We start from the raw sequence: 19,026 nt of genomic DNA, 5'->3' as shown, positions 1-19,026 counted from the left end.
TCAAAAGTGGGGACGATAACATAAATAGCAGAGATGAATAGAAAAGCATTTTTTCTTGCAAACGCCGGTTTTGAAGCGGCGGAACTGAAGGGGATCTTCCCCAAATGTTTTTACCACGCACCAAAGGAGGATGCCAGATGTTTTCTGCCATTAAACCCACTGGGGCGTTCCCCCTTTCCGGACACACAGGCCATACTCCGCTCACAGGAGCCGGTCAAAATAAAAATATTGCGGAACGCCAACATTATGACCAGTTTCAGCGCTCGGTTCAGCTTTCCGATGAGCAGCAGAAGATTCAGGAAACGGTGAGCAGCCTGTCCAAACAGGCCCGTATGCGCCCCACCCGCAGCCAGCTGGAAAGCCTGCAGAAGCAGATTCAGGATGGGACTTATCAGCCTTCGGCCACAGAGATTGCCGCCAGAATGCTGATGATATATGACCAGGAGGACTAATATGACTTCTGAATACTCTGAGTATTTTTCCATGCTGGACACCCTGGCGCATCAGCTGGAGGAATTGGAGCAGCTGCAGCACAAGAAAATCCAGGCTGTGCGGGATCACGATCTGGAAGTGCTCAACGACTGCATGAAGCAGGAGCAAGCGGCCTCTCTGGCATTACGGAGCCTGGAGCAGAAACGGGAAGGTCTCAGCCGGAAGCTGGGACTGGAAAAAGCGCCTTTGAGCAAAGTGCCGGAAATTCTGCCGCCGGAAGAACGGGTCCTGGCCCAGCAGAAGGTAGAACAGCTGCTTCGGCTGTGGGAGCGCTCCCGCAGTGCCCAGCAGGCCGCCCGTACCGTGGTGGAAGGAGACCTGCGCCGGGTGAACAAGCAGCTGGAAAAGCAGGGGATTGATCCCCAAGTGGAAGAAGGATATCACACCGCCCCGGGCGTACCGCCCAAGGGCTTGCGCACCGATTTTAGGGCATGAGGAGGAAACAAGCATGAGCAGTACATTCGGCTCGTTCGGCGTAGCCCGTCTGGGGATCTATGCGGCCCAGAAGGGTTTGGATGTGACGGGCAACAATATCACCAACATCAACACACCCGGCTACACCCGTCAGCGGCTGGATCAGGTCAGCTTGATCTCCAGTGTGTCGGATAAATATTTCAATCAGAACATGACCCGGGTGGGACAGGGCGTTTTGACCACCGGAGTCAGTCAGCTGCGGGATCCGGGGTTGGATCTGATCTACCGGGAGGCTCAGGCCGATCTGGGCGCCTACGGCGGCAAATTGAAAGGACTGGGCAGCCTGGCCTCCATTCTGGACGAAGTGGGCAAAGGCGACGGGGAGCAGGACGACGGCGTCATCCTCAGCCAGCTCAACGATCTGCGGGATCTGATCAGCAAAGCGGTGACCAACGGCATCCAGGGATATGACAGCCTGATTCGCGAGTCGGCTTCGGCCCTGTGTACATACCTGAACAGCACCGCGAAGAAGCTGGAAAATCTCCAGGGTACCTATGAGACCTATCTGGATCAGGATATCCAGAAGGTCAATGATATCCTGAAGAACATCCAGGATCTGAATACATCTATCCGGGATGCCGATATCCGGGGCGATGATGCCTTGGAACTGCGGGATTCCCGGAATATGTTGCTGGATGAGCTGAGCCAGTATATGGACATCGATGTGAAATACACCATGGAAGATCTGGGTGCCGGATTTATGGTGGAGAAACTCACTGTGACCTTGGGCACCGGGAAGCAGAATACACTGATCGATGGAAAATATGCAGCCAAGATCGGTCGGCTCCCCGATGATGAAAATTACAATATTCAGCTGTATGCCCTGCGGGATGCCGATGGGAAGAAGAAGAACGATAAAGACAAGGATGTGGCTTTGGGGGATAATGACCTGTACGGTTCTTTGCAGGCCCGGCGGGAGATGCTCACAGAAAGCGGAGAATATACCACCAAGGGCACAGTGGAAAAGGTGGATAAAAATGCCGCTGTCAAGCGGGGCATTCCCTATTACCGTCATGCGCTGGACAGCCTGGCCCGGGAATTGGCCAAAGAGATGAACGCGCTGAACAATGTGAAAAATGTGAAGATTCCCGGCATGGGCAATCTGTTCAGCATTGGCAGCGACACCAATGACACCACCGATGCCAAGGGTCAGGGAATTACTGCAGCCAATATTTCGGTGTCCAAGGGCTGGCGTGAGGGTTCGATTTCCATGATCCCCTCCCAGGATCCCGGTGCTTCCAGCGGTGATACCAGCAATCTGGCTGCCTTCCTGTCCCTGTTTGAAAAGAAAGTGAAATTTGACCCCAAAACTTTGGTGGGCGATGCGGTAGGCTCTCCTTATGAAGGCACTTTTGAAGATATGCTGCTGCACATCCAGTCCACTTTGGCGGAGGATCAGATGAGCACCAGCTCGGTGTATAACAACTATGCGATCACCGCCAATGAGATCTATACCGATCGGGACAGCCTGTCCGGCGTGGATCTCAATGACGAAGCTGCAAACCTCATGGTCTACCAGAAAGCTTATACAGCGGCCTGCCGCCTGATGACAACATTGGACGAGGCACTGGATTCCCTGCTGGCCATGTAATGGGAGAAAGGGAGGAAACGCACCATGACACGCATTACTACAAACGGTACGCTCTTCAATTACCGTTATAATTTGATGACCACCACCAATCAGCTGAACAAGGCCATGACCCAGGTCATGACCCAGCGTAGCTTCAGCACTTATGCAGAAAATCCTGCAGGAGCTACCCGGGCGTTCAAGATCCACAGTTCGCTCAATGCCACCCGGGCCCAGTATGACAACAACAAGACGGTGACCAGCAAATTTGAGACGGCCTGGAGCATTATGGATGGCGTCATTAACGATCTGACCCATGAACTGGGTAAAGTGCCGGCCATGGAAGGGCTGAACGGCACCAACCTGGATAATCTGGACACCCAGGCTCAGATTCTGCGCTCCGGTGCAGAAAGCATTATCCAGAGCCTGAATGGCCGTTATGATCAGGACTTTATCTTTGCCGGTTCGGACAACCAGAAGGCGCCTTTTGCCATTGAGAATGGCCATGTGACCTATCGGGGCGTCAAAGTGGATGCAGAACTGGGTGATGACTATCTCGATGAAAACAATAAACCCATCTTGAAAAAAGATGGCACGGCAATGAAAAATCAGGAAGTGCTGGATATGTGGGCCAAGCAGGATCCTCTCTATGTGGACATCGGACTGGGTTTCCAGTTGGATGCCGATGGGAAGGTCGTGAAGTCCACTGCCTTTGACGCCTCCATTTCCGGCATCAAAGTGCTGGGATATGGAGTGGATGACGACGGAGACCCTAAGAATCTGGCTTCCATCATGCTGCGCATGGCCGAGGTATTCGAAAGCTATGATCCGGAGAACAAGGGGGATCCCTGGAAGGGCCACGAAGAAGAGGCCAACCGACTGATCAATAAATTCAACGATGCCCATGAGCGCATGAGCGATGCCCATTCGGAGCTGATGGCCAAGGCCAATTTCCTGGAAGCCAACGGAACCACACTGAAAAACACCTTTGATTCGCTCAACACCGAGCGGCAGAGCCTGGAGAATGTGGAGCCGGCTGATGCGGTAATGGCCCTGTCCTGGGCCCAGCTGTGTTACAGCGCTGCTTTGCAGGTGGGAGTCAATGTGATCCCTCAGTCGCTGATGGATTATATGAAATAAAAAGAAGAGCCCAGGGGGCTTGTAATGACTGCGGATGCAGGGGGAAGGAGCGGTTTAGATGTATCCGTTGATAGAAATTCAAACAATACCTATTGAGATTCAGATGAAAGTGACCGATGCCCTGCTGGAATATGCCCGAGGCACAGCCCAGATGGAGGTATCCCGGGATAAGGGTGGATTGCAGATCCGCAGCCAACCCATTCGGGTGAATATCGACACCTTTGAGGCTCGCAGCTCGGTGATGCCTACAACGGCCCAGAACATCCAGCAGGGTGCGCAAAAGGGAATGCAGGCGGCCTATCAGGCCACTGGTATTCTGGCCCGGGAGGGGCGGATGATGATGGAAGCCAAGATTGGGGAGAGCGTCATCCCAGAGCTGGCCCGTCAAGCTACTTTGCAGCAGCCGGTTCAGCTGAATGTACAGTTTTTGCCTTCGGCGGCCCCGGATATTTCCTGGGACGGCGGGGAGATGAATATCCGCTATGAGATGGATAAGCTCAATTTCGATTGGCGGATGGAGCAGATGAACTTCACCTTTGTGCCTGGTGATATTGAATTCACCATGACGCAGCGGCCCGATGTGGTGATCAAATATGTGGGTGGGCCTTTGTATGTGCCGCCCTCTTCCGATCCGGACTATGAACCGGTGGATGTGAAAGCGTAAGGAGTGGATTCCATGAAGACCGAGACGAAATACTTCGGCCCTGTGGAGTATGAGCAGGAAGAGGTCATTTCTTTTCCCAGCGGGCTTTTTGGCTTTGAGGAGGAAAAGGACTTTTTGATGCTGCCCTTTGCGGGAAGCCAAGGGAATCTTTTTTGCTTTCAGAGCCTGAAGACCCCGCCCCTGGCCTTTATCGCCATGAACCCCTTTTCTTTGGATCCCACTTATGCGCCGGTGCTTACTCCGGAAGAGCTGAAACTCATGGAAGTGGAGACCAGTCAGGAGCTTTGTTATTATGTGCTCTGCGCCGTGCGGGAGCCGGTGAGCGAGAGCACAGTCAATATGAAGTGTCCGGTGGTCATCAACGATCAAAGCCGCCGGGCCGTACAGGTGATATTGGAGCAGAGCGATTATACCATGCGCCACCGTTTGGGGAGCTTTCCCAATGGGGGTGCGGAATAATGCTGGTTTTACGGAGAAAAGCGGGCGATGGCTTTGCGGTGGGCGATTCGGTGAATATCACCATTTTGGGGGTAGACCCCAACGGAACGGTGAGCATTGGCATCGACGCCCCGCGGGATGTATTGATTCTGCGCAGTGAGTTGCAGCAGGCCGCCAATGCCAACCGGGATTCTGCAGAGGATGTGGCCTCGCTTCAAACGGTGGAGCAGCTGGAATCGATCTTTTCTCTGGGTGGAGCCAAAGAGGCTCACCCGGAGAAGCCGGAATAAGAATGGAAAAACACCGAAAGGAGGTGTTTTTTGTGGATATGATGAACGGAATTGCCGCCACAGCCATGTCCCTTTCGGCGGCTAAGCTTTCGGTGGATTATTCCACGGCCGTCACCAAGAAGGCCATGGATTCCCAGGAAGCGGCGGTACAGCAGCTGTTGGAGATGCTGCCGGAGCAGCCGCCTATGGGTAAATATATCGACACCTATGCGTAATGAAAAAATTTTTCAAAAGCCATTATCTTTTGAAAAACAGGTGCGATATAAGTAGTGTAAGGTTTCAGCCGTCCCTTCTGTTCAGGCCTGCGGAAGGGACGGAAGAATACCTAAGGAGCAAGATGGAGCTTGCTTCGTTAAATTTTCAAGGAGGAAGATTTTTTTATGCGTATTCAACACAACATCATGGCGATGAACGCCTACCGCAACTACAACAACAACACCAGCGCTCTGTCTAAGAACCTGGAGAAGCTGTCTTCCGGCTACAAGATCAACCGCGCCGGCGACGACGCCGCCGGTCTGGCTATCTCCGAGAAGATGCGCGCCCAGATCACCGGTCTGAAGGCCGCTTCCAAGAACGTGAAGGACGGCGTTTCTCTGGTAAAGACCGCTGAGGGCGCTCTGCAGGAAGTCCACGACATGCTCAACCGCATGGACTCTCTGGCCACCCAGTCTGCCAACGGCACCTATGACAACGAGGTCGACCGTCTGAACCTCCAGAAGGAAGTCAAGGCCCTCCAGAGCGAGATCGACCGCATTGCCGACAGCTCCAACTTCAACGGCACCAAGCTGCTGAACGGCGATCTGGGCGGCTACAAGAATACGACTGCGATCACTGCGGTGGCTGGCGTTCGTGACGCGGACTGCATGACCGTTAGCGGTGGCAAGCTGGCAAATGGCGATTATTTTGAACTCAAGCATGCGACGGCAGATGGCGCAGTGACGCTTGAAAAGGTGAAGGTTGGCGGTGTGGAGATTGAGTCTGGTGACTTTGCCACTAAGGGTATCCAAGCCCAGATCGTAAAGCCCAAGGACAAGGACGGAAATGATACCACCACTGGCACATGGACGATCAAGATCACAGTTGACAAGACGAAGGCAACTGCCGACATCGCTGATGCTGTGGGCGACGGTCTGACCATCACCTATAACGCACTGGGTAAGCCCGGTGCAGACGATACTGTAAAGTTTACTACGGATGGCACTGGTGACGGTCTGGAGCTGCAGATCGGCGATACCGCTGACAAGTTTAACAAGCTGAAGGTCAATGTGGGCGATATGCACGCCAAGGGTCTGGGGATCGATAAGGTGGACATCTCCAGCCAGACCGGCGCTGCTGCCGCCATCCAGTCCATCAAGGACGCCATCAACACCGTGTCCTCCACCCGCGGCGATCTGGGCGCTCTGCAGAACCGTCTGGAGCACACCTCCAACAACCTGAGCGTCATGACCGAGAACATCCAGGACGCCGAGTCCACCATCCGCGACACCGATGTGGCCGACGAGATGATGGCTTACACCAAGAACAACATCCTGATCCAGTCCGCTCAGGCTATGCTGGCTCAGGCCAATCAGGTTCCTCAGGGCGTGCTGCAGCTGCTGCAGTAAGCCGATCCGTAAACATTCAAATCGGAATGGAAAAGGCCGGTTCTTCGGAACCGGCCTTCTTTAAAAAGTGAGGGAATCAGATGAGTCAGGTATCGTCCAAACGGATCCAGATAACAAATCAACTATATCCGGCTTATTATACGCAGTTTTCCTGTATTGCAGACCGGTGTTAAAATAACTGTTGCTATGGATGGAATATTTCCTTTGGGAATAAAGAGAAATATCACAGTAATAAATACCCCCCTTTGTGCATTCTATATGCGCAAAGGGGGGATATCAATATTGCAACTATTTCAAGGTTTTCAGATGGGTCATCAGCACGCTGGCGATGTTTTCGCAGGAGGCCTGGACGGTGACGGCCCCGATCTCTTTGGCCACGGCAGGCATACCGTAAACCACGCAGGAATCCTGATCTTGACCGATGGTGTAAGCCCCCGCCTGGCGCATTTGCAAAAGCCCTGTGGCGCCATCCCGGCCCATGCCGGTCATGATGATGCCCACCATGGGGCATTTGACACTGGTGGCCATGGAGGAAAAGAGCACATCCACCGAAGGCCGGTGGCCGCTGACCTTTTCGCCGCTCTGGCAGGCCAGAGTGTACCGGCTGCCCATGCGCACCACCCGGGCCTGATAATCAGCCGGGGCAATGAGAGCCAGGCCGCGATGAATTTCATCGCCGTTTACCGCCTCTCGCACTTCCATCTGGCACAGACGGTTGAGCCGGTCAGCATACATCTTGGTAAAGCCCACAGGCATATGCTGCACGATTACCATACCCGGGGTATCGGCCGGGAGCCGTTTCATCACTTCCAAAGTGGCTTCGGTGCCGCCGGTAGAAGCGCCCAGGCCGATGATCACATTGTCCAGCACATGGGAAGGAAGGCCGCTGCTGGCCACCTGAGGAGCGGCCGCCGCAGAAGACGGAGCGGGTCGGTGGAGTGTTTCCCGGCGGATCTTGGCACAGGAAGCCACCAGAATCTTGCTATAAAGAGAGCGAAGGAAGGAAGAAATGCTTTCGGTGCCGTCGGGCTTGCGGACGAAGTCCACCGCACCCACGGCCAGAGCATCAAACACCCGCAGGTTCAATGAGGAGACCAGAATCACCGGGATGGGATGCTGGGGGAGAAAGCTTTTCAGGAAATCAATCCCGTTCATCCCCGGCATTTCCACATCCATGGTCACCACATCAGGGGTCAGTTGAGCAATTTTTGTTTTGGCGTCCACGGCGTTGATGGCGGTCCCCACCACCTGGATACGGGGATAGCTTTCCAGGCCTTTGGTGATCATATTGCGGGCGACCAGCGAATCATCCACTACCAGAACGCGGATGGGTTTTTGCTGGGACAACATAAAAAAGATCCTTTCTTATTCTAGCGGGAACCGCTACTTTTTTTGATAAATGGAGGGGGCCACCAGGCGGAACAGCGGGGTCTGGCCCAGGGATTCCGAGTGGCTGATGAAGAAATAAGAGGTGGGGCCCGGACGCATGGCTTCCCAGAACCGGCGCACCAAAGCATCCCGGGTGGGCTGGTCAAAATAGATCATCACATTCCGGCAGAAAATCACATCAAATTGAATGCGGAAATGGATGGGGTCCATCAAATTGAAAGGACGGAAAATCACATTGTTGCGAATGGAGGAAGCCACCTGATACAATCCCGAAGCCCGGTCTTTGGTAAAGTACCGGCGTACCCATGCATCGGGCATGTCGGCGGGCATCTGGTAAAGGCCTTTCTGGGCCTTGGCCAGCGCTTGCTGGGAAATATCCGTGGCCAGAATACGGGTATCCCACTGGGATGCCTGGGAGCCGAAAAATTCCTTGAGATAGATGGAAAGGGTGTAAGGCTCCTCACCACTGGAACAACCGGCGCTCCAGATGGAAAGCACTTTGTCCTGCTTGTGTTTTTCGGCCAGCTCCGGCAGTATTTTGTTTTGGAAATAGGTGAAATGATCGGTTTCCCGAAGGAAATAGGTGTAGTTGGTGGTCAGTTTGTTGAGAATCAGTTCCAGATCATCCGGGTCCTTGGTGGAAAACAGATGCTCCAGAAAGGGCGCCATTTCGGTATAGCCTCGCTGGTGCAGCGAATGGGACAGACGGCTGGTGATCAGCGTCTTTTTCTTGCTCAGATCAATGCCGTAGTTTTTTTGAATGAAATCCACCAGCCGGTGGAAGTCTTTGTCGGAAATAGAGATATCATGGAGAATATCCAAAGCGATCCACGGCCTTTCTATCGATGAGATTAGTAGGATGACCCCAGAAGCTGGGCGCAGTCAAAGGCCAGCATGGTCTGGCCATCGGAGAGAGAGCACATACCCGATACCAGCTTGCGACATTCTGAGGAGGGAGAGGGCAGGATTTTCTGCTGGTCCAGATCGATCATGCGCTGGACGGTGTCCACCAGAATGCCCACCATCACTTCGTCGATGTTCAGAATGATGATGCAATCGGCACTGTCAGCAGGCTGGCCCAGCAGGTTCCGGATGTCCACGATGGGAATGATTTGTCCCCGCAGGTTGATAATGCCCTTGACATAATCGGGTACCAGGGGAAGGTGAGTGACAGTGTGGTTTGTGATGATCTCCACCACATAATCGGCGACTACGCCGAACAAAAGCCCTCCCGATTGGAAAAGCAGATATTTTTGATTGGTCTGCGCAGCGGCAGCGGCATCCGATGTCTCCGAAGCTGCGTTTGAGGAGAAGATTTCATATTCGTCCATTGTCCTGTGCCTCCTGTGCCTTACTGAATGGGGGTATACAAATTGCCCACATCCAGGATGATGCTGATGTTGCCGTCACCCAAAATGGTGCATCCAGCGATGCCACGGCTCTTGATGTTGAAACTGTTGAGATAGCTGGGCAGCGGCTTGACCACTACCTGCTGTTCGCCCAACAGTTCATCGACGAACAGACAATAGGAATGCTCTCCCGACTCCAGCCAGATGAGGATGCCGTCTTCCACATTTTCACGGCCTTCGGGAATCTGATACAGATCCCGCATACGCACCACCGGATAGAACTGGCCCATGCGCCTGAACAACTCACCGCCGGAGGCGTCCTGGATCAGGTCGCTGGGCTGGATCTTGAAGGACTGGCGGATGTTGTGGATGGGGATGGTGAAGACGGAATTGCCCACCGAGACCTCCATACCGTCCATGATGGCCATGGTCAGGGGGATCTTCAATGTGGTGGTCATGCCCTGGCCGGGCTCACTGGTGATGGACACCGTGCCGCCCACATCTTCCACATTCTTCTTCACCACATCCATGCCTACACCGCGGCCGGAGAACTCGGTGACTTCGGTGTTGGTGGAAAAGCCCGGGGCCAGAAGGAAATTGAGGATGTCCCGGTGGGAATAGTCCACTCCGGGAACGGCCAGCCCCTGACGGATGGCCTTGTTCAGAACGGCGTCGTAGTTGACGCCCTGGCCGTCGTCCTGGACCTCGATGATGACCTCGCTGCCGGTGTGACGGGCCGACAGAATGATCTGTCCCACCGGGTCTTTGCCGGCGTCGATCCGCTCCTGGGCAGTTTCTTCGATACCGTGGTCCATGGAGTTGCGCACAATGTGCATGATGGGATCGCCGATGCTGTCCACGATGGTTTTATCCACTTCGGTGTCTTCGCCGATCAGGGTAAGGCGGGCCTGTTTGCCCAGCTTTTTGCACATATCCCGCACAATACGGTGCATCTTCTGGAAAGTGGCCGACACCGACACCATCCGCAGAGACATGGACACATCCTGCAGCTCGTCGGTGAGCTTGCGCAGCTGGCGGGCGGATTTGGTGAAGGAATCCAGACGCAGTCCCTTCAGATCAGGAGAAGCGGTGACCATGGATTCGGTGATGACGATTTCACCCACCACAGCGGCCAGGGTGTCCAGCTTGCTCAGGTTGACGCTGATCAGGCTCTCTTTGTGGTGGACGGTGTTTTCTGCTTTGGAAGCGGAGGGGGTCGCAGGGGCCGGAGCCGGGGAAGCGGCCTTGACAGGCTTCGGCTGGGGTTCCGGCTGAGCCGGGGGCGCGCTTTGCACGGCGACTTCCGGCTGGGGAGCCGGTTCCTGGGCCGGCTGAGCCTCGGCCTTTGTTTCCGGGGACTCATCGATCACCTGATAGGTGCGCACAAAGCCCATATCGGTGACCACATGGATGGCATTGTCCCGGTCGCTGGCCTTGGCAAAGGACAGGCGGAAACCGGATTCGATGATCTGGGCGGCAGTGGAGGCATCATGCTCCACATCGGCGGGATAATAAGAAAATTCCTCTTCGGCGCAGATGTCCTTGATGGAGGTCACCAGCATGAAGGCCCGCAGGTTTTCCATGCCGCAGCCTTCGTCAAAGAAGATCTGGAGCACATAGGGGAAGGCGCCGGAAGCGGAAGGTGCAGCCGACGATGCATCGGGCTGGGCCTCATCCCCCCCGCCTTGAATTTGTGTGATAAAGCTATTAATTTTTTGTAAAAGGGTGTCGATATCATCTGTAAGGGACTGCCCGTTTTCAATGTGGTCGATCTCCTGACGGAAGAAGTCGATGGTCTGAAAAAGAAGATCGAACAGATTCGGACGGAGCGATTCCGGTACAATGGCGATGGACTTTTCCCGGATAATGGCGAAAAGATCCTCCGCCCGATGCGCAATGGTCATGAGGGAATTGTATTCCATCATGGCCGAAGAACCCTTGATGGTGTGCATGATGCGGAAGATGGAATTGATGTCGTCGTCAGAGAAGGTGTCTTGCTGTTCAGCGGCCAGCACGATGCTGTCCAGCTGCTCCAGAAGGCCGTTGGTTTCAAAAAGGTATGCATCCAAGATGCTGTCGTTGCCCGTACTCATATGTAGAACCCTTCCTTTTTTCATATTACTTCTGATTTTTTATCGGCAGGATTTTCAAAAGATTAAGAGCATACAGATAGAAAGTGTCATTTCCATCCTGAAAAATTGCAGACGGCTTGGGGCGCGCCCCAAAAGAAAAGGTGATAGATTATGGCGAATTTGATGGGGGTCACAAATCCGGTACCCAATTATGACGGGCCAAACAACAACCGGACCGTACCCACCACCGTCAAGCCCAACGATACACAGATCCAAAATATTCCCGACCCTACCCGAGTGGGCCGGCCGGATGCCAGGACCGACCAAAGCGGCGCCGATGATGCGCTGCAGTCCACGGCCCTGCGGTATGACTCCAATCTCCAGGTCTTTTTGCAGAATCTGCGGGAGGCTCCCGATCTGGGAGCGGAGATCCTCAAGGCGGTCACTTGGCTGCGGGGACTGGCGATGACGCCTGGTCTTCAGGCAGGGTTGGCAGAGGAAATATCTGAATTTCTCAAGCTGTTCCGCATGGACGGAGAGAGCTTCCGGCAGTTTTTTCTCACCCAAATGGAATCGGGCAACCGGTTTTCCGGCCCGTTGCTCTCTTTGCTGCGCCAGGCATATCAGACCATCCCCAGCGAAGGGGTGCGGCAGGATATCCTGGGCTTTCTCAAGCGGTACAGCGATTTTTCGTCCACCGACCACATCGGTCGTACCATGATGCAGATTCTGAAGCAGCTTCCCGATTATCTGCCCAAAAGCTGGCATGACCGGCTGCTGGACATGACGGCCCGGCTGGAAAACGGCCTGGAAGCGGGTACCCGGGGCGAAAACCTGAAGCTGCTCCAAGGGGAGATCGTGCCCTACCTGGGAAACTATGTGGAGCGTACCCACGATTTGGGAACGGCCCGTTCTCTGCTGCGGCTGCTGGTCCTCAACATCACCCGGTATGAAAACGGGGGAGAGGAAGGCCTGCTTTCTGCATTCCGCCAGCTGAGCGGTTATGGGGATGTGCTGGAGGGGCTCAACCGGCTGGACGATGCGTCCCTGCTGAAGCTGCTGCGGGAAAACCCCTTCACCCAGGCCTCTCAGCAGGATGTGTTCTCCGAGCGCCTGGCCAGTCTGGCCCAGTACGCCCTGCGGGGGGAATGCGGCAGCCAGGTTCAGGAGGCCTTCCAGGAAATCATCCGGGCCATTTTGATCAACGAGAGCGTGTATATGCCCCTGCGCCATGGGCTTTTGCCCATGGAATGGGACGGGAAAATGTCCTATGGGGAGTTTTGGGTGGACCCGGATGCCCAGGATGAAGAGAAAGGATCGGAAGCCGGAAAAAATCAGGAGGGGAAGATCCAGTTCCTCTTCAAGATGGATATCCAGAACTTGGGCTTTTTGGAGATGGCCCTGGGAGCGATCGACAGTCAGGTGGACCTTTCAGTCTATGGGCCGGAGACCATGTCCCGTCACGGCGAAGTGATCGCCCAGGATATACGGGAGATTCTGAAGAGCCATGGCCTGGATGGGAAGAGCATCCGGGTGATCAAGGAGGAGAAGCCTCTGGCCATCACCGATGTGTTCCCCCACCTGTTTGAAGGGAAGAGGAGCGTAAATGTCAAAATCTAGCGAACAGAGCCCCCGGCGGGCTGTGGCTCTCCAGTATGGCCCGGGCCAGAGCGCACCGGTGATCGTGGCGTCGGGCATGGGCAATATGGCGGAGAAGATCGTGGAAGTGGCCACCGACAGCGGCGTGCCCGTTTACGAGGACAATTCTCTGGCCACAGTGCTTTCCCAGATGGAGCTGGGGCGTGAAATTCCAAAGGAATTGTACGAAGCCATCGTGGAGATATATGTGTATTTTCTGAATTTTGACCCGGATGACCCGGAGAAGTTCCGTCGGCAGCGGGCCCAGCGGCTGGAACAGAAGAAGGAGGAGAAAAGCAGTGATGCATAAATACCTGGTGCTGAACAGCGAGGGAGAAGCTGTGGCCCATTGCCAGTCAGCACAGGAGCTTTGTGAGCCCATGTGGCGCTTGGAGTTTTCCCAGGGCGAAGAAGAGCTGGTTTGGGATCTGGATCACATCAGCCTGGTGGGAGCCGATGGCCCTTGTGCCGCGGCCGAAGGCCATGTGGTTCGACGGCGGGACAATATGCTCTGGGTGGAAGCCGTGCGGGATTTGGGCAGCAAAGTCCGGGAAAACCTGCGCATACCGGTGCAGTTTGAAAGCTTTGTGTACCTTCCCACAGGCCGTTTGCCCATTGAGAGTGCCGACCTCAGCTGTGGCGGTATCGCCTTTTTCTGCGACGCCCAGCTGAAGGAAGGAGAGCAGATGGAAGTGGTGATCCCGGTGACCAGCCAGCCTCTTGTGCTGCGGATGAAGATTTTGCGGCGGAGATCCTCCTCCAGGAAGGAACCTTTGTATGCCGCACAGTTTGTAGATCTGCTGCGGGAAGAGGAAAGCATGGTTCGGGAAGCGGTTTTTTCCATACAGCTTCAAAAGAAACCCCACTAGCATGGATGCCGTTTGGCAAGAAAGGACGATAGTACCAGCATGAGAAGGAAGAATGTGAGATCCAGAAATGCCTTGCGGCGCGTCAGCGCTCTTTTGCTGACACTGGCGATGCTGATCGGGCTGATGCCCCAGTGGAGTGGCGAGGCCCAGGCGGCCAGCTATATGCAGCCCTATTTGAACAAAATGGTGAATTGGGGTTTTATGCGGGGAGATATCCAGGGCAATCTGCGCCCGGGCAACAACATCACCCGGGCGGAATTCGTCACCATTATCAACCGGGCTTTTGGTTATAAAAAGATCGGAACGACTCCCTTCAAAGATGTGAAGGAAAGCGACTGGTATTCGGACGATGTGGCCATTGCCTACAATGTGGGCTATATCAACGGCACATCCAAAAGCACCTTCTCTCCCACCAAGGAGATCACCCGGGAGGAAGCCGCTGTGATTCTGGCCCGCAATCTGATGATGCAGGCCAGCGTGGGCGAGAGCACCAGCTTTACCGACAGCCGCGAGCTGAGCAGCTGGAGCCGGGGACTGGTGGACACGGCCGCCAGCTATAAGCTGATCTCCGGTTATCCCGACGGCAGCTTCCGGCCCCACAACCCCATCACCCGGGGTGAGACCGCCATCATGGTGGTCAACGCGGTGGGTACTCCCGTATCCAAGGCGGAAGGGTACCAGCTGGGCAGTGTGTACGGCAATGTGCTGATCACTGCCTCCGGAGCCACACTGAAAAATACCACCATTGCGGGCAATCTGTATGTGACCGCCGGCGTGGACCTGGGCAATGTGCTGCTGGAGAATGTCACCGTGCTGGGTGAGATCGTCCTCAGCGGCGGCGGCGTCAGTGAAGGCGGCGACGACAGCCTGGTGCTGCGCAATGTAAACGGCTCCAAAATCATCGTGGACAACCTGAAAAACCAGCAGGTATCCCTGCGGGTGGAAGGCGATGGCGCGGTGGATGTGACCAGCGTGCGCACCGATACTTATATTGTGGATCGGACGGCCAGCGGCTATGGCCTCAAAGAAATCCAGATGGATGGAGAAGATGGCCGGGTCCTCAAACTTTCCGGCAATGTAAAAAAGGTGGTCAATTATACTCCCAAGTCCTACATCGGTGTGGAGTCCGGGCAGGTAGAAACCATCACCATCGACGAAAAAGCCACCGGTTCTACTCTGCACATTGCCGCAGGGGCCACGGTGGATCAGCTGAATCTGGATGTGGGTACCACTGTCACCGGTGACGGCGATGTGGCCAACCTGACGGTCAACGCCGACGGCAGCATGGTATCCATGCTGCCCGATCAGATCATCATCCGCCCTGGTGTGAAAGCCAATATCGACGGAGAAGTGATGGACACCGAAGCGGCGGCGGAGTCGTCCGCCGATCCCCGTATGCTGGCGGGCTATCCCCAGATCGCCGATCTGGCGCCCACCAGTGCCACGGCCAAGTTTGCCGCCAACAAAAAAGGAACAATTTACTGGGCGGTGACTTCGGTGACCGATGGCTCGGTGAATGCACAGGATCTGATCAATCCTCCTTCGTATAGCAGCACCATTCTGAAAAAAGGCAGTGTGTCTGTCACCGGCTCTGGCCAGACGGCCACCGCTAAGATCAGCGGCCTCACCTCCGACGGCGCCTATTATCTGTCGGCGGTGCTGGTGGATGCCCGGGAAGATCAGAGCCCGGTGAAGGTCATTTCCTTCACCACCCCGGACAACACAGTGCCGGCCTTTGCCACAGGCTATCCCTATCTGTCCCGCGTCACCAATGTGTCGGCTCAGGTGACCACCATGGCCACCAAGACCTGCCGCCTCTATTATGCGGTTTTGCCCAAGGGCTCCAAGGCCCCCACCGGGGGGGATTTCAAGGCCAATGCCGTCACCGGCAATCTGGGCTATGGTTCTTTGGATGTGAGCAAAAACACACCCTATACTTTTGATGTGAACAATAGGCCTCTGGAAGAGCTGCAATCCTACGATCTGTATCTGTGGCTCACCGACATCGAGGGCGGCAGCAGCTCTGCGGTGAAAAAGCTCACCTTTACCACAGTGGATAAAACGCCGCCGGTCTTCCAGACCGAACTCACCGTCAACAGTGTCAAGGAGACCTCGGTGGGGCTTTATGCCAACCTGAACGAAGCCGGTACCCTGTATTGGGTTATCGTGCCCCAGGGGACAGAGTATCCCAAGCCTCTGGCCGGCCAGTCGGGGAAGGTGGATCTGACCAGCGATACGGCTAAGCTCCAGGTGGCCGCTGGTATGAATGCGCTGAAAAGCGGCAAGTCATCCATGACGGCGGGAAAAGATGCGACCTTCACCGTCAGCGGTCTGTCCAAGGAAACGGCCTATGATCTCTATTATGTGGCCCAGGATAAGGCGGGCAACTACTCGGCCTCGGTGAAAATGATCACCATTCACACCCTGGACCCCAACGCTCCTACCGTAACCCAGGAATTCACCCGGTATAATGCCGATGAAAAAGATCATCCCCTGGCCGATACCGACATCCGTCTGGTATTCAGCGAAGCGGTGCAGGATGCGGAAACGAACACTACTTTGGTCAGCCTCTATGAAGCGGTGACGACGGCTTCCACCGATACAGAGAAAGATGTTGCCCGGAATCGAATGGCCAGTATTCTCCAAAATGAGATCGTCCTGTATGCTGATACCGGCAGCGGCTTGCCTCAGAAAGTGGCAGAGGCCACCGGAAGTGCGGATAAAAAAGCCGATTGGGTTATCGATTATCGGTATGCGGAAATCAAGCTGGAACAGGGGAAAACCGTGGTGACCTTCCCCACAAAAGATGAAAAAACCCAGAGTGCATTGAATCTGAGAAGCGGCGCTACCTATTATTTTGAGGTCCAGGGAATTGCCGATACTTCAGAAACCAAAAATGTGATGGGCGTTACCAAGTTGGATCCCTTTACCACCGTGTTTGCCCAGGTCAACCTGTCTCCCGGCAGCAATACCGAAACGGAGATCGACACCGGCAGCGGCGGTGTTAAACCGGAGCTGGATCTGTATTGGCGAATGGACCCAGTGTCCACAGACAAGGTGGAAGACGGCATTCGCTGGGATATGATCCTTTGGTCGGATACCACCGTGGAATTTGATCTGTACGAAAGAGTCAGCAGCAGAGTCAGCGGCAATGAGAAATGGGAAAGAGTGAATGCGGAAGATAAGCCTTTTACCATCACCATTGACAGCAACACCAAACGCAGCGGCGCCAGTGTTCGGGTGAATGATAAGGACAATACGAAGCCCAATTCACCAATCTTCCAACCGCTGAAAGAAGTCAAAGAGGGTACTGTTTATGAATACGCCGTTCACTTTATCAAAGTCAATGGTGATGGAGACCGGAAGACTTGGAATGGTACGGTACAGATGGATGTAAATGCCATTGCAGGCAGCAACGACAGCCTGGGCCGTATGGGCGTAGGCGGCTGGGAGGAAAGCTGGAACAACCTGGTGGGAAAAGAACTGACCAACATCGGTGTTCCTTCCACATTGACTCTGTATAAGCCCTTCCGGGATCAGACGGCCCCTCATTTCATCAATGACAGACCTACATTCACCCCCGGCGATTCGGTGGTGCGTATGGATCTGATGCTGGACCGGGTGGGCACCATCTATTGGGTGGTGGCCAAACGGGGCAATGTGAGCACCATTGGCACCGATGGGAAGGATTACAGCCCCAGTGGGACAGGGCGAGGTGCATATGAGGAGTTGCCGGAATCGGGACAGAATGATGGAATTGACAACAATGGGAAGGATAATTTTATAGCGCCGGTGTCCACACCTTCTTACAATACGATTGTGGATCCAGGGAAGTATATGGTCAGTTCTGATGTGGAATATGGCTCCCTTACCTGCGGTGCCAGTGTGCAGTCGGTGACCGTAAACAACTTGATCCCCAATCAGGACTATGTGGTTTATTTCGTTATCAAAGGCACTTCTCAGATTTATTCTCCGGTGTATTGTTATCGGTTTACCACTGGTGATGTGGTGAAGCCTTATATCATCATGCAAGAGCTGAGCCCCAGTGTGGGTTTCACCACTTCGGAAGATGCGGATTTGAACTATGTGCTCTTTGCAGGTACGGAACTTCCCGATATTTTCAACAAAAAATTCCAACAGTATGTGGATAGCAGTAAGCTGGAGGAATTTAAGACGGCAGCTGGCAACGAGGCAGACACAATGACTGTACTGGGGGCGATCATGCGCACCGGTACCGGCGGGTATTCCTGGTTTGACTTGTATGCAGAGCCGCCGGCAAAGGAAGGCGAAGGCAAGAAAATTCGAGACACCATAGAGCAAATTGTTCTTCGTGGTCAGGGAGATGGCGGTTCCCCTGGCGCGACCGGCAATACCACAACCAAAGCAGACAAGGAATTTACCCAGGATTTCACAAAAGACATGGATCCCCAAAGCGCCACCAATTATTATTGCATTGCGGTAGCAAAGAATGTATTGGGTGGAGAATACGCTTTTAAAGCGGTATCCAATGTGCACATTCCAGATAAAACACCTCCTGTTCTGTATGCTCCCGGTGCCAACGGCGTAAAGAAGAGTGACGGAACTTTTACAGGCAGCCTGACGCTGAATTTCTCCGAGAACCTGTATTGGATTCCGGAAAATGGCGATACACAGAAGATTTGCGCCATGCTGAACAAGAGCAAAACGGGAAGCGAATCAGATGCCGTTTTGGAAGATGACGGAACGGTTACTCCGGGCAAAAAGGTGCTCATTAAGCATATGGGCGGTAATGTGGATAAACTGCTCCCGGTTACCAACAGTTCCATCAGCAGTACCTTTACTTTCACATACTCCGGCGTCCGGGAAGGCGATACATTGACATTGTTCAGCGATGGATATATTGCAGATGCCAGCGGCAACAGTACAAAATCCAAAATCGTGCTGGAGTATCAGGCGAACAAAACCGGCTTGGACAATGTGGTCAGAGGCGGTTGGGTAATTATTTCCTAGCAAACGAAGGACGAAAACAGTACACACCAATGACCGAACGGCGGGGACAGC

General features: G+C 54.4%; 17 protein-coding genes. 13 read left to right on the top strand and 4 right to left on the bottom strand.

Annotated elements, in window-relative coordinates; all coding sequences use genetic code 11:
• The first annotated feature begins 137 nt into the window (after window positions 1-137).
• The 9 genes from KQI26_RS08610 to KQI26_RS08570 all read left to right on the top strand — a co-directional run bounded on the left by KQI26_RS08610 (window position 138) and on the right by KQI26_RS08570 (window position 6,669).
• Complete coding sequence (locus KQI26_RS08610; RefSeq protein ID WP_216504096.1) at window positions 138-452, top strand: flagellar biosynthesis anti-sigma factor FlgM; 315 nt, start codon at window positions 138-140, stop codon at window positions 450-452.
• A 1-nt stretch (window position 453) separates the two neighbouring features.
• On the top strand, window positions 454-927 hold the full coding sequence (flgN, locus tag KQI26_RS08605; protein WP_216504095.1) for a flagellar export chaperone FlgN: 474 nt from the start codon (window positions 454-456) through the stop codon (window positions 925-927).
• A 13-nt stretch (window positions 928-940) separates the two neighbouring features.
• Window positions 941-2,557: a flagellar hook-associated protein FlgK gene (flgK, locus tag KQI26_RS08600; protein WP_216504094.1), complete on the top strand. Its 1,617-nt coding sequence runs from the start codon at window positions 941-943 to the stop codon at window positions 2,555-2,557.
• A 24-nt stretch (window positions 2,558-2,581) separates the two neighbouring features.
• Window positions 2,582-3,673: a hypothetical protein gene (locus tag KQI26_RS08595; protein WP_216504093.1), complete on the top strand. Its 1,092-nt coding sequence runs from the start codon at window positions 2,582-2,584 to the stop codon at window positions 3,671-3,673.
• A 58-nt stretch (window positions 3,674-3,731) separates the two neighbouring features.
• A complete protein-coding gene (locus KQI26_RS08590; RefSeq protein WP_216504092.1) occupies window positions 3,732-4,337 on the top strand; it encodes a DUF6470 family protein in 606 nt (201 codons plus the stop codon).
• A 12-nt stretch (window positions 4,338-4,349) separates the two neighbouring features.
• Window positions 4,350-4,796, top strand: coding sequence for a flagellar assembly protein FliW (gene fliW / locus KQI26_RS08585; RefSeq protein ID WP_216504091.1), 447 nt, complete (start codon window positions 4,350-4,352; stop codon window positions 4,794-4,796).
• The gene (locus KQI26_RS08580) at window positions 4,796-5,065 is read left to right on the top strand and encodes a carbon storage regulator (RefSeq protein ID WP_216504090.1); all 270 of its coding nucleotides are present in this window, start codon (window positions 4,796-4,798) and stop codon (window positions 5,063-5,065) included. Before fliW ends, KQI26_RS08580 begins: the two co-directional genes overlap by 1 nt.
• A gap of 38 nt (window positions 5,066-5,103) precedes the next feature.
• Window positions 5,104-5,280, top strand: coding sequence for a YjfB family protein (locus KQI26_RS08575; RefSeq protein ID WP_253292763.1), 177 nt, complete (start codon window positions 5,104-5,106; stop codon window positions 5,278-5,280).
• Between the two features lie 165 nt (window positions 5,281-5,445).
• Window positions 5,446-6,669 carry a flagellin gene (locus KQI26_RS08570; protein ID WP_216504089.1) on the top strand — a complete coding sequence of 408 codons (1,224 nt, stop codon included), beginning with the start codon at window positions 5,446-5,448 and terminating at the stop codon, window positions 6,667-6,669.
• A 288-nt stretch (window positions 6,670-6,957) separates the two neighbouring features.
• Here KQI26_RS08570 and KQI26_RS08565 read toward each other — a convergent pair whose 3' ends face one another.
• From KQI26_RS08565 to KQI26_RS08550, 4 genes are read right to left on the bottom strand one after another with little or no spacing between them, the layout of a single operon-like run.
• Window positions 6,958-8,019, bottom strand: a complete 1,062-nt coding sequence (locus KQI26_RS08565; protein WP_216504088.1) for a chemotaxis response regulator protein-glutamate methylesterase — start codon at window positions 8,017-8,019, stop codon at window positions 6,958-6,960.
• Window positions 8,020-8,052: 33 nt separating this feature from the next.
• Window positions 8,053-8,880, bottom strand: coding sequence for a protein-glutamate O-methyltransferase CheR (locus KQI26_RS08560; protein WP_253292757.1), 828 nt, complete (start codon window positions 8,878-8,880; stop codon window positions 8,053-8,055).
• Window positions 8,881-8,909: 29 nt separating this feature from the next.
• Window positions 8,910-9,389 carry a chemotaxis protein CheW gene (locus KQI26_RS08555; RefSeq protein ID WP_118428501.1) on the bottom strand — a complete coding sequence of 160 codons (480 nt, stop codon included), beginning with the start codon at window positions 9,387-9,389 and terminating at the stop codon, window positions 8,910-8,912.
• Window positions 9,390-9,409: 20 nt separating this feature from the next.
• On the bottom strand, window positions 9,410-11,500 hold the full coding sequence (locus tag KQI26_RS08550) for a chemotaxis protein CheA (protein WP_216504087.1): 2,091 nt from the start codon (window positions 11,498-11,500) through the stop codon (window positions 9,410-9,412).
• 150 nt (window positions 11,501-11,650) lie between these two features.
• On the opposite strand from KQI26_RS08550, the gene KQI26_RS08545 reads away from it, so the two are divergent.
• From KQI26_RS08545 to KQI26_RS08530, 4 genes are read left to right on the top strand one after another with little or no spacing between them, the layout of a single operon-like run.
• Window positions 11,651-13,099: a hypothetical protein gene (locus KQI26_RS08545; protein WP_216504086.1), complete on the top strand. Its 1,449-nt coding sequence runs from the start codon at window positions 11,651-11,653 to the stop codon at window positions 13,097-13,099.
• Window positions 13,086-13,427 (top strand): EscU/YscU/HrcU family type III secretion system export apparatus switch protein, encoded by a 342-nt coding sequence (locus tag KQI26_RS08540; protein ID WP_118747245.1) that lies wholly within the window; start codon window positions 13,086-13,088, stop codon window positions 13,425-13,427. The genes KQI26_RS08545 and KQI26_RS08540 overlap by 14 nt, the downstream gene beginning before the upstream one ends.
• Window positions 13,420-13,986 (top strand): PilZ domain-containing protein, encoded by a 567-nt coding sequence (locus KQI26_RS08535; RefSeq protein ID WP_253292762.1) that lies wholly within the window; start codon window positions 13,420-13,422, stop codon window positions 13,984-13,986. Before KQI26_RS08540 ends, KQI26_RS08535 begins: the two co-directional genes overlap by 8 nt.
• 54 nt (window positions 13,987-14,040) lie before the next feature.
• Window positions 14,041-18,975 (top strand): S-layer homology domain-containing protein, encoded by a 4,935-nt coding sequence (locus KQI26_RS08530; protein ID WP_216504084.1) that lies wholly within the window; start codon window positions 14,041-14,043, stop codon window positions 18,973-18,975.
• The last annotated feature ends 51 nt before the right edge of the window (window positions 18,976-19,026 follow it).

The sequence above is a fragment of the Intestinimonas sp. MSJ-38 genome, assembly GCF_018917925.1.
In the GTDB taxonomy this organism is placed as follows: Bacteria; Bacillota; Clostridia; order Oscillospirales; family Butyricicoccaceae; genus Pseudobutyricicoccus.
This window is presented reverse-complemented; position numbering and strand designations above follow the sequence as displayed.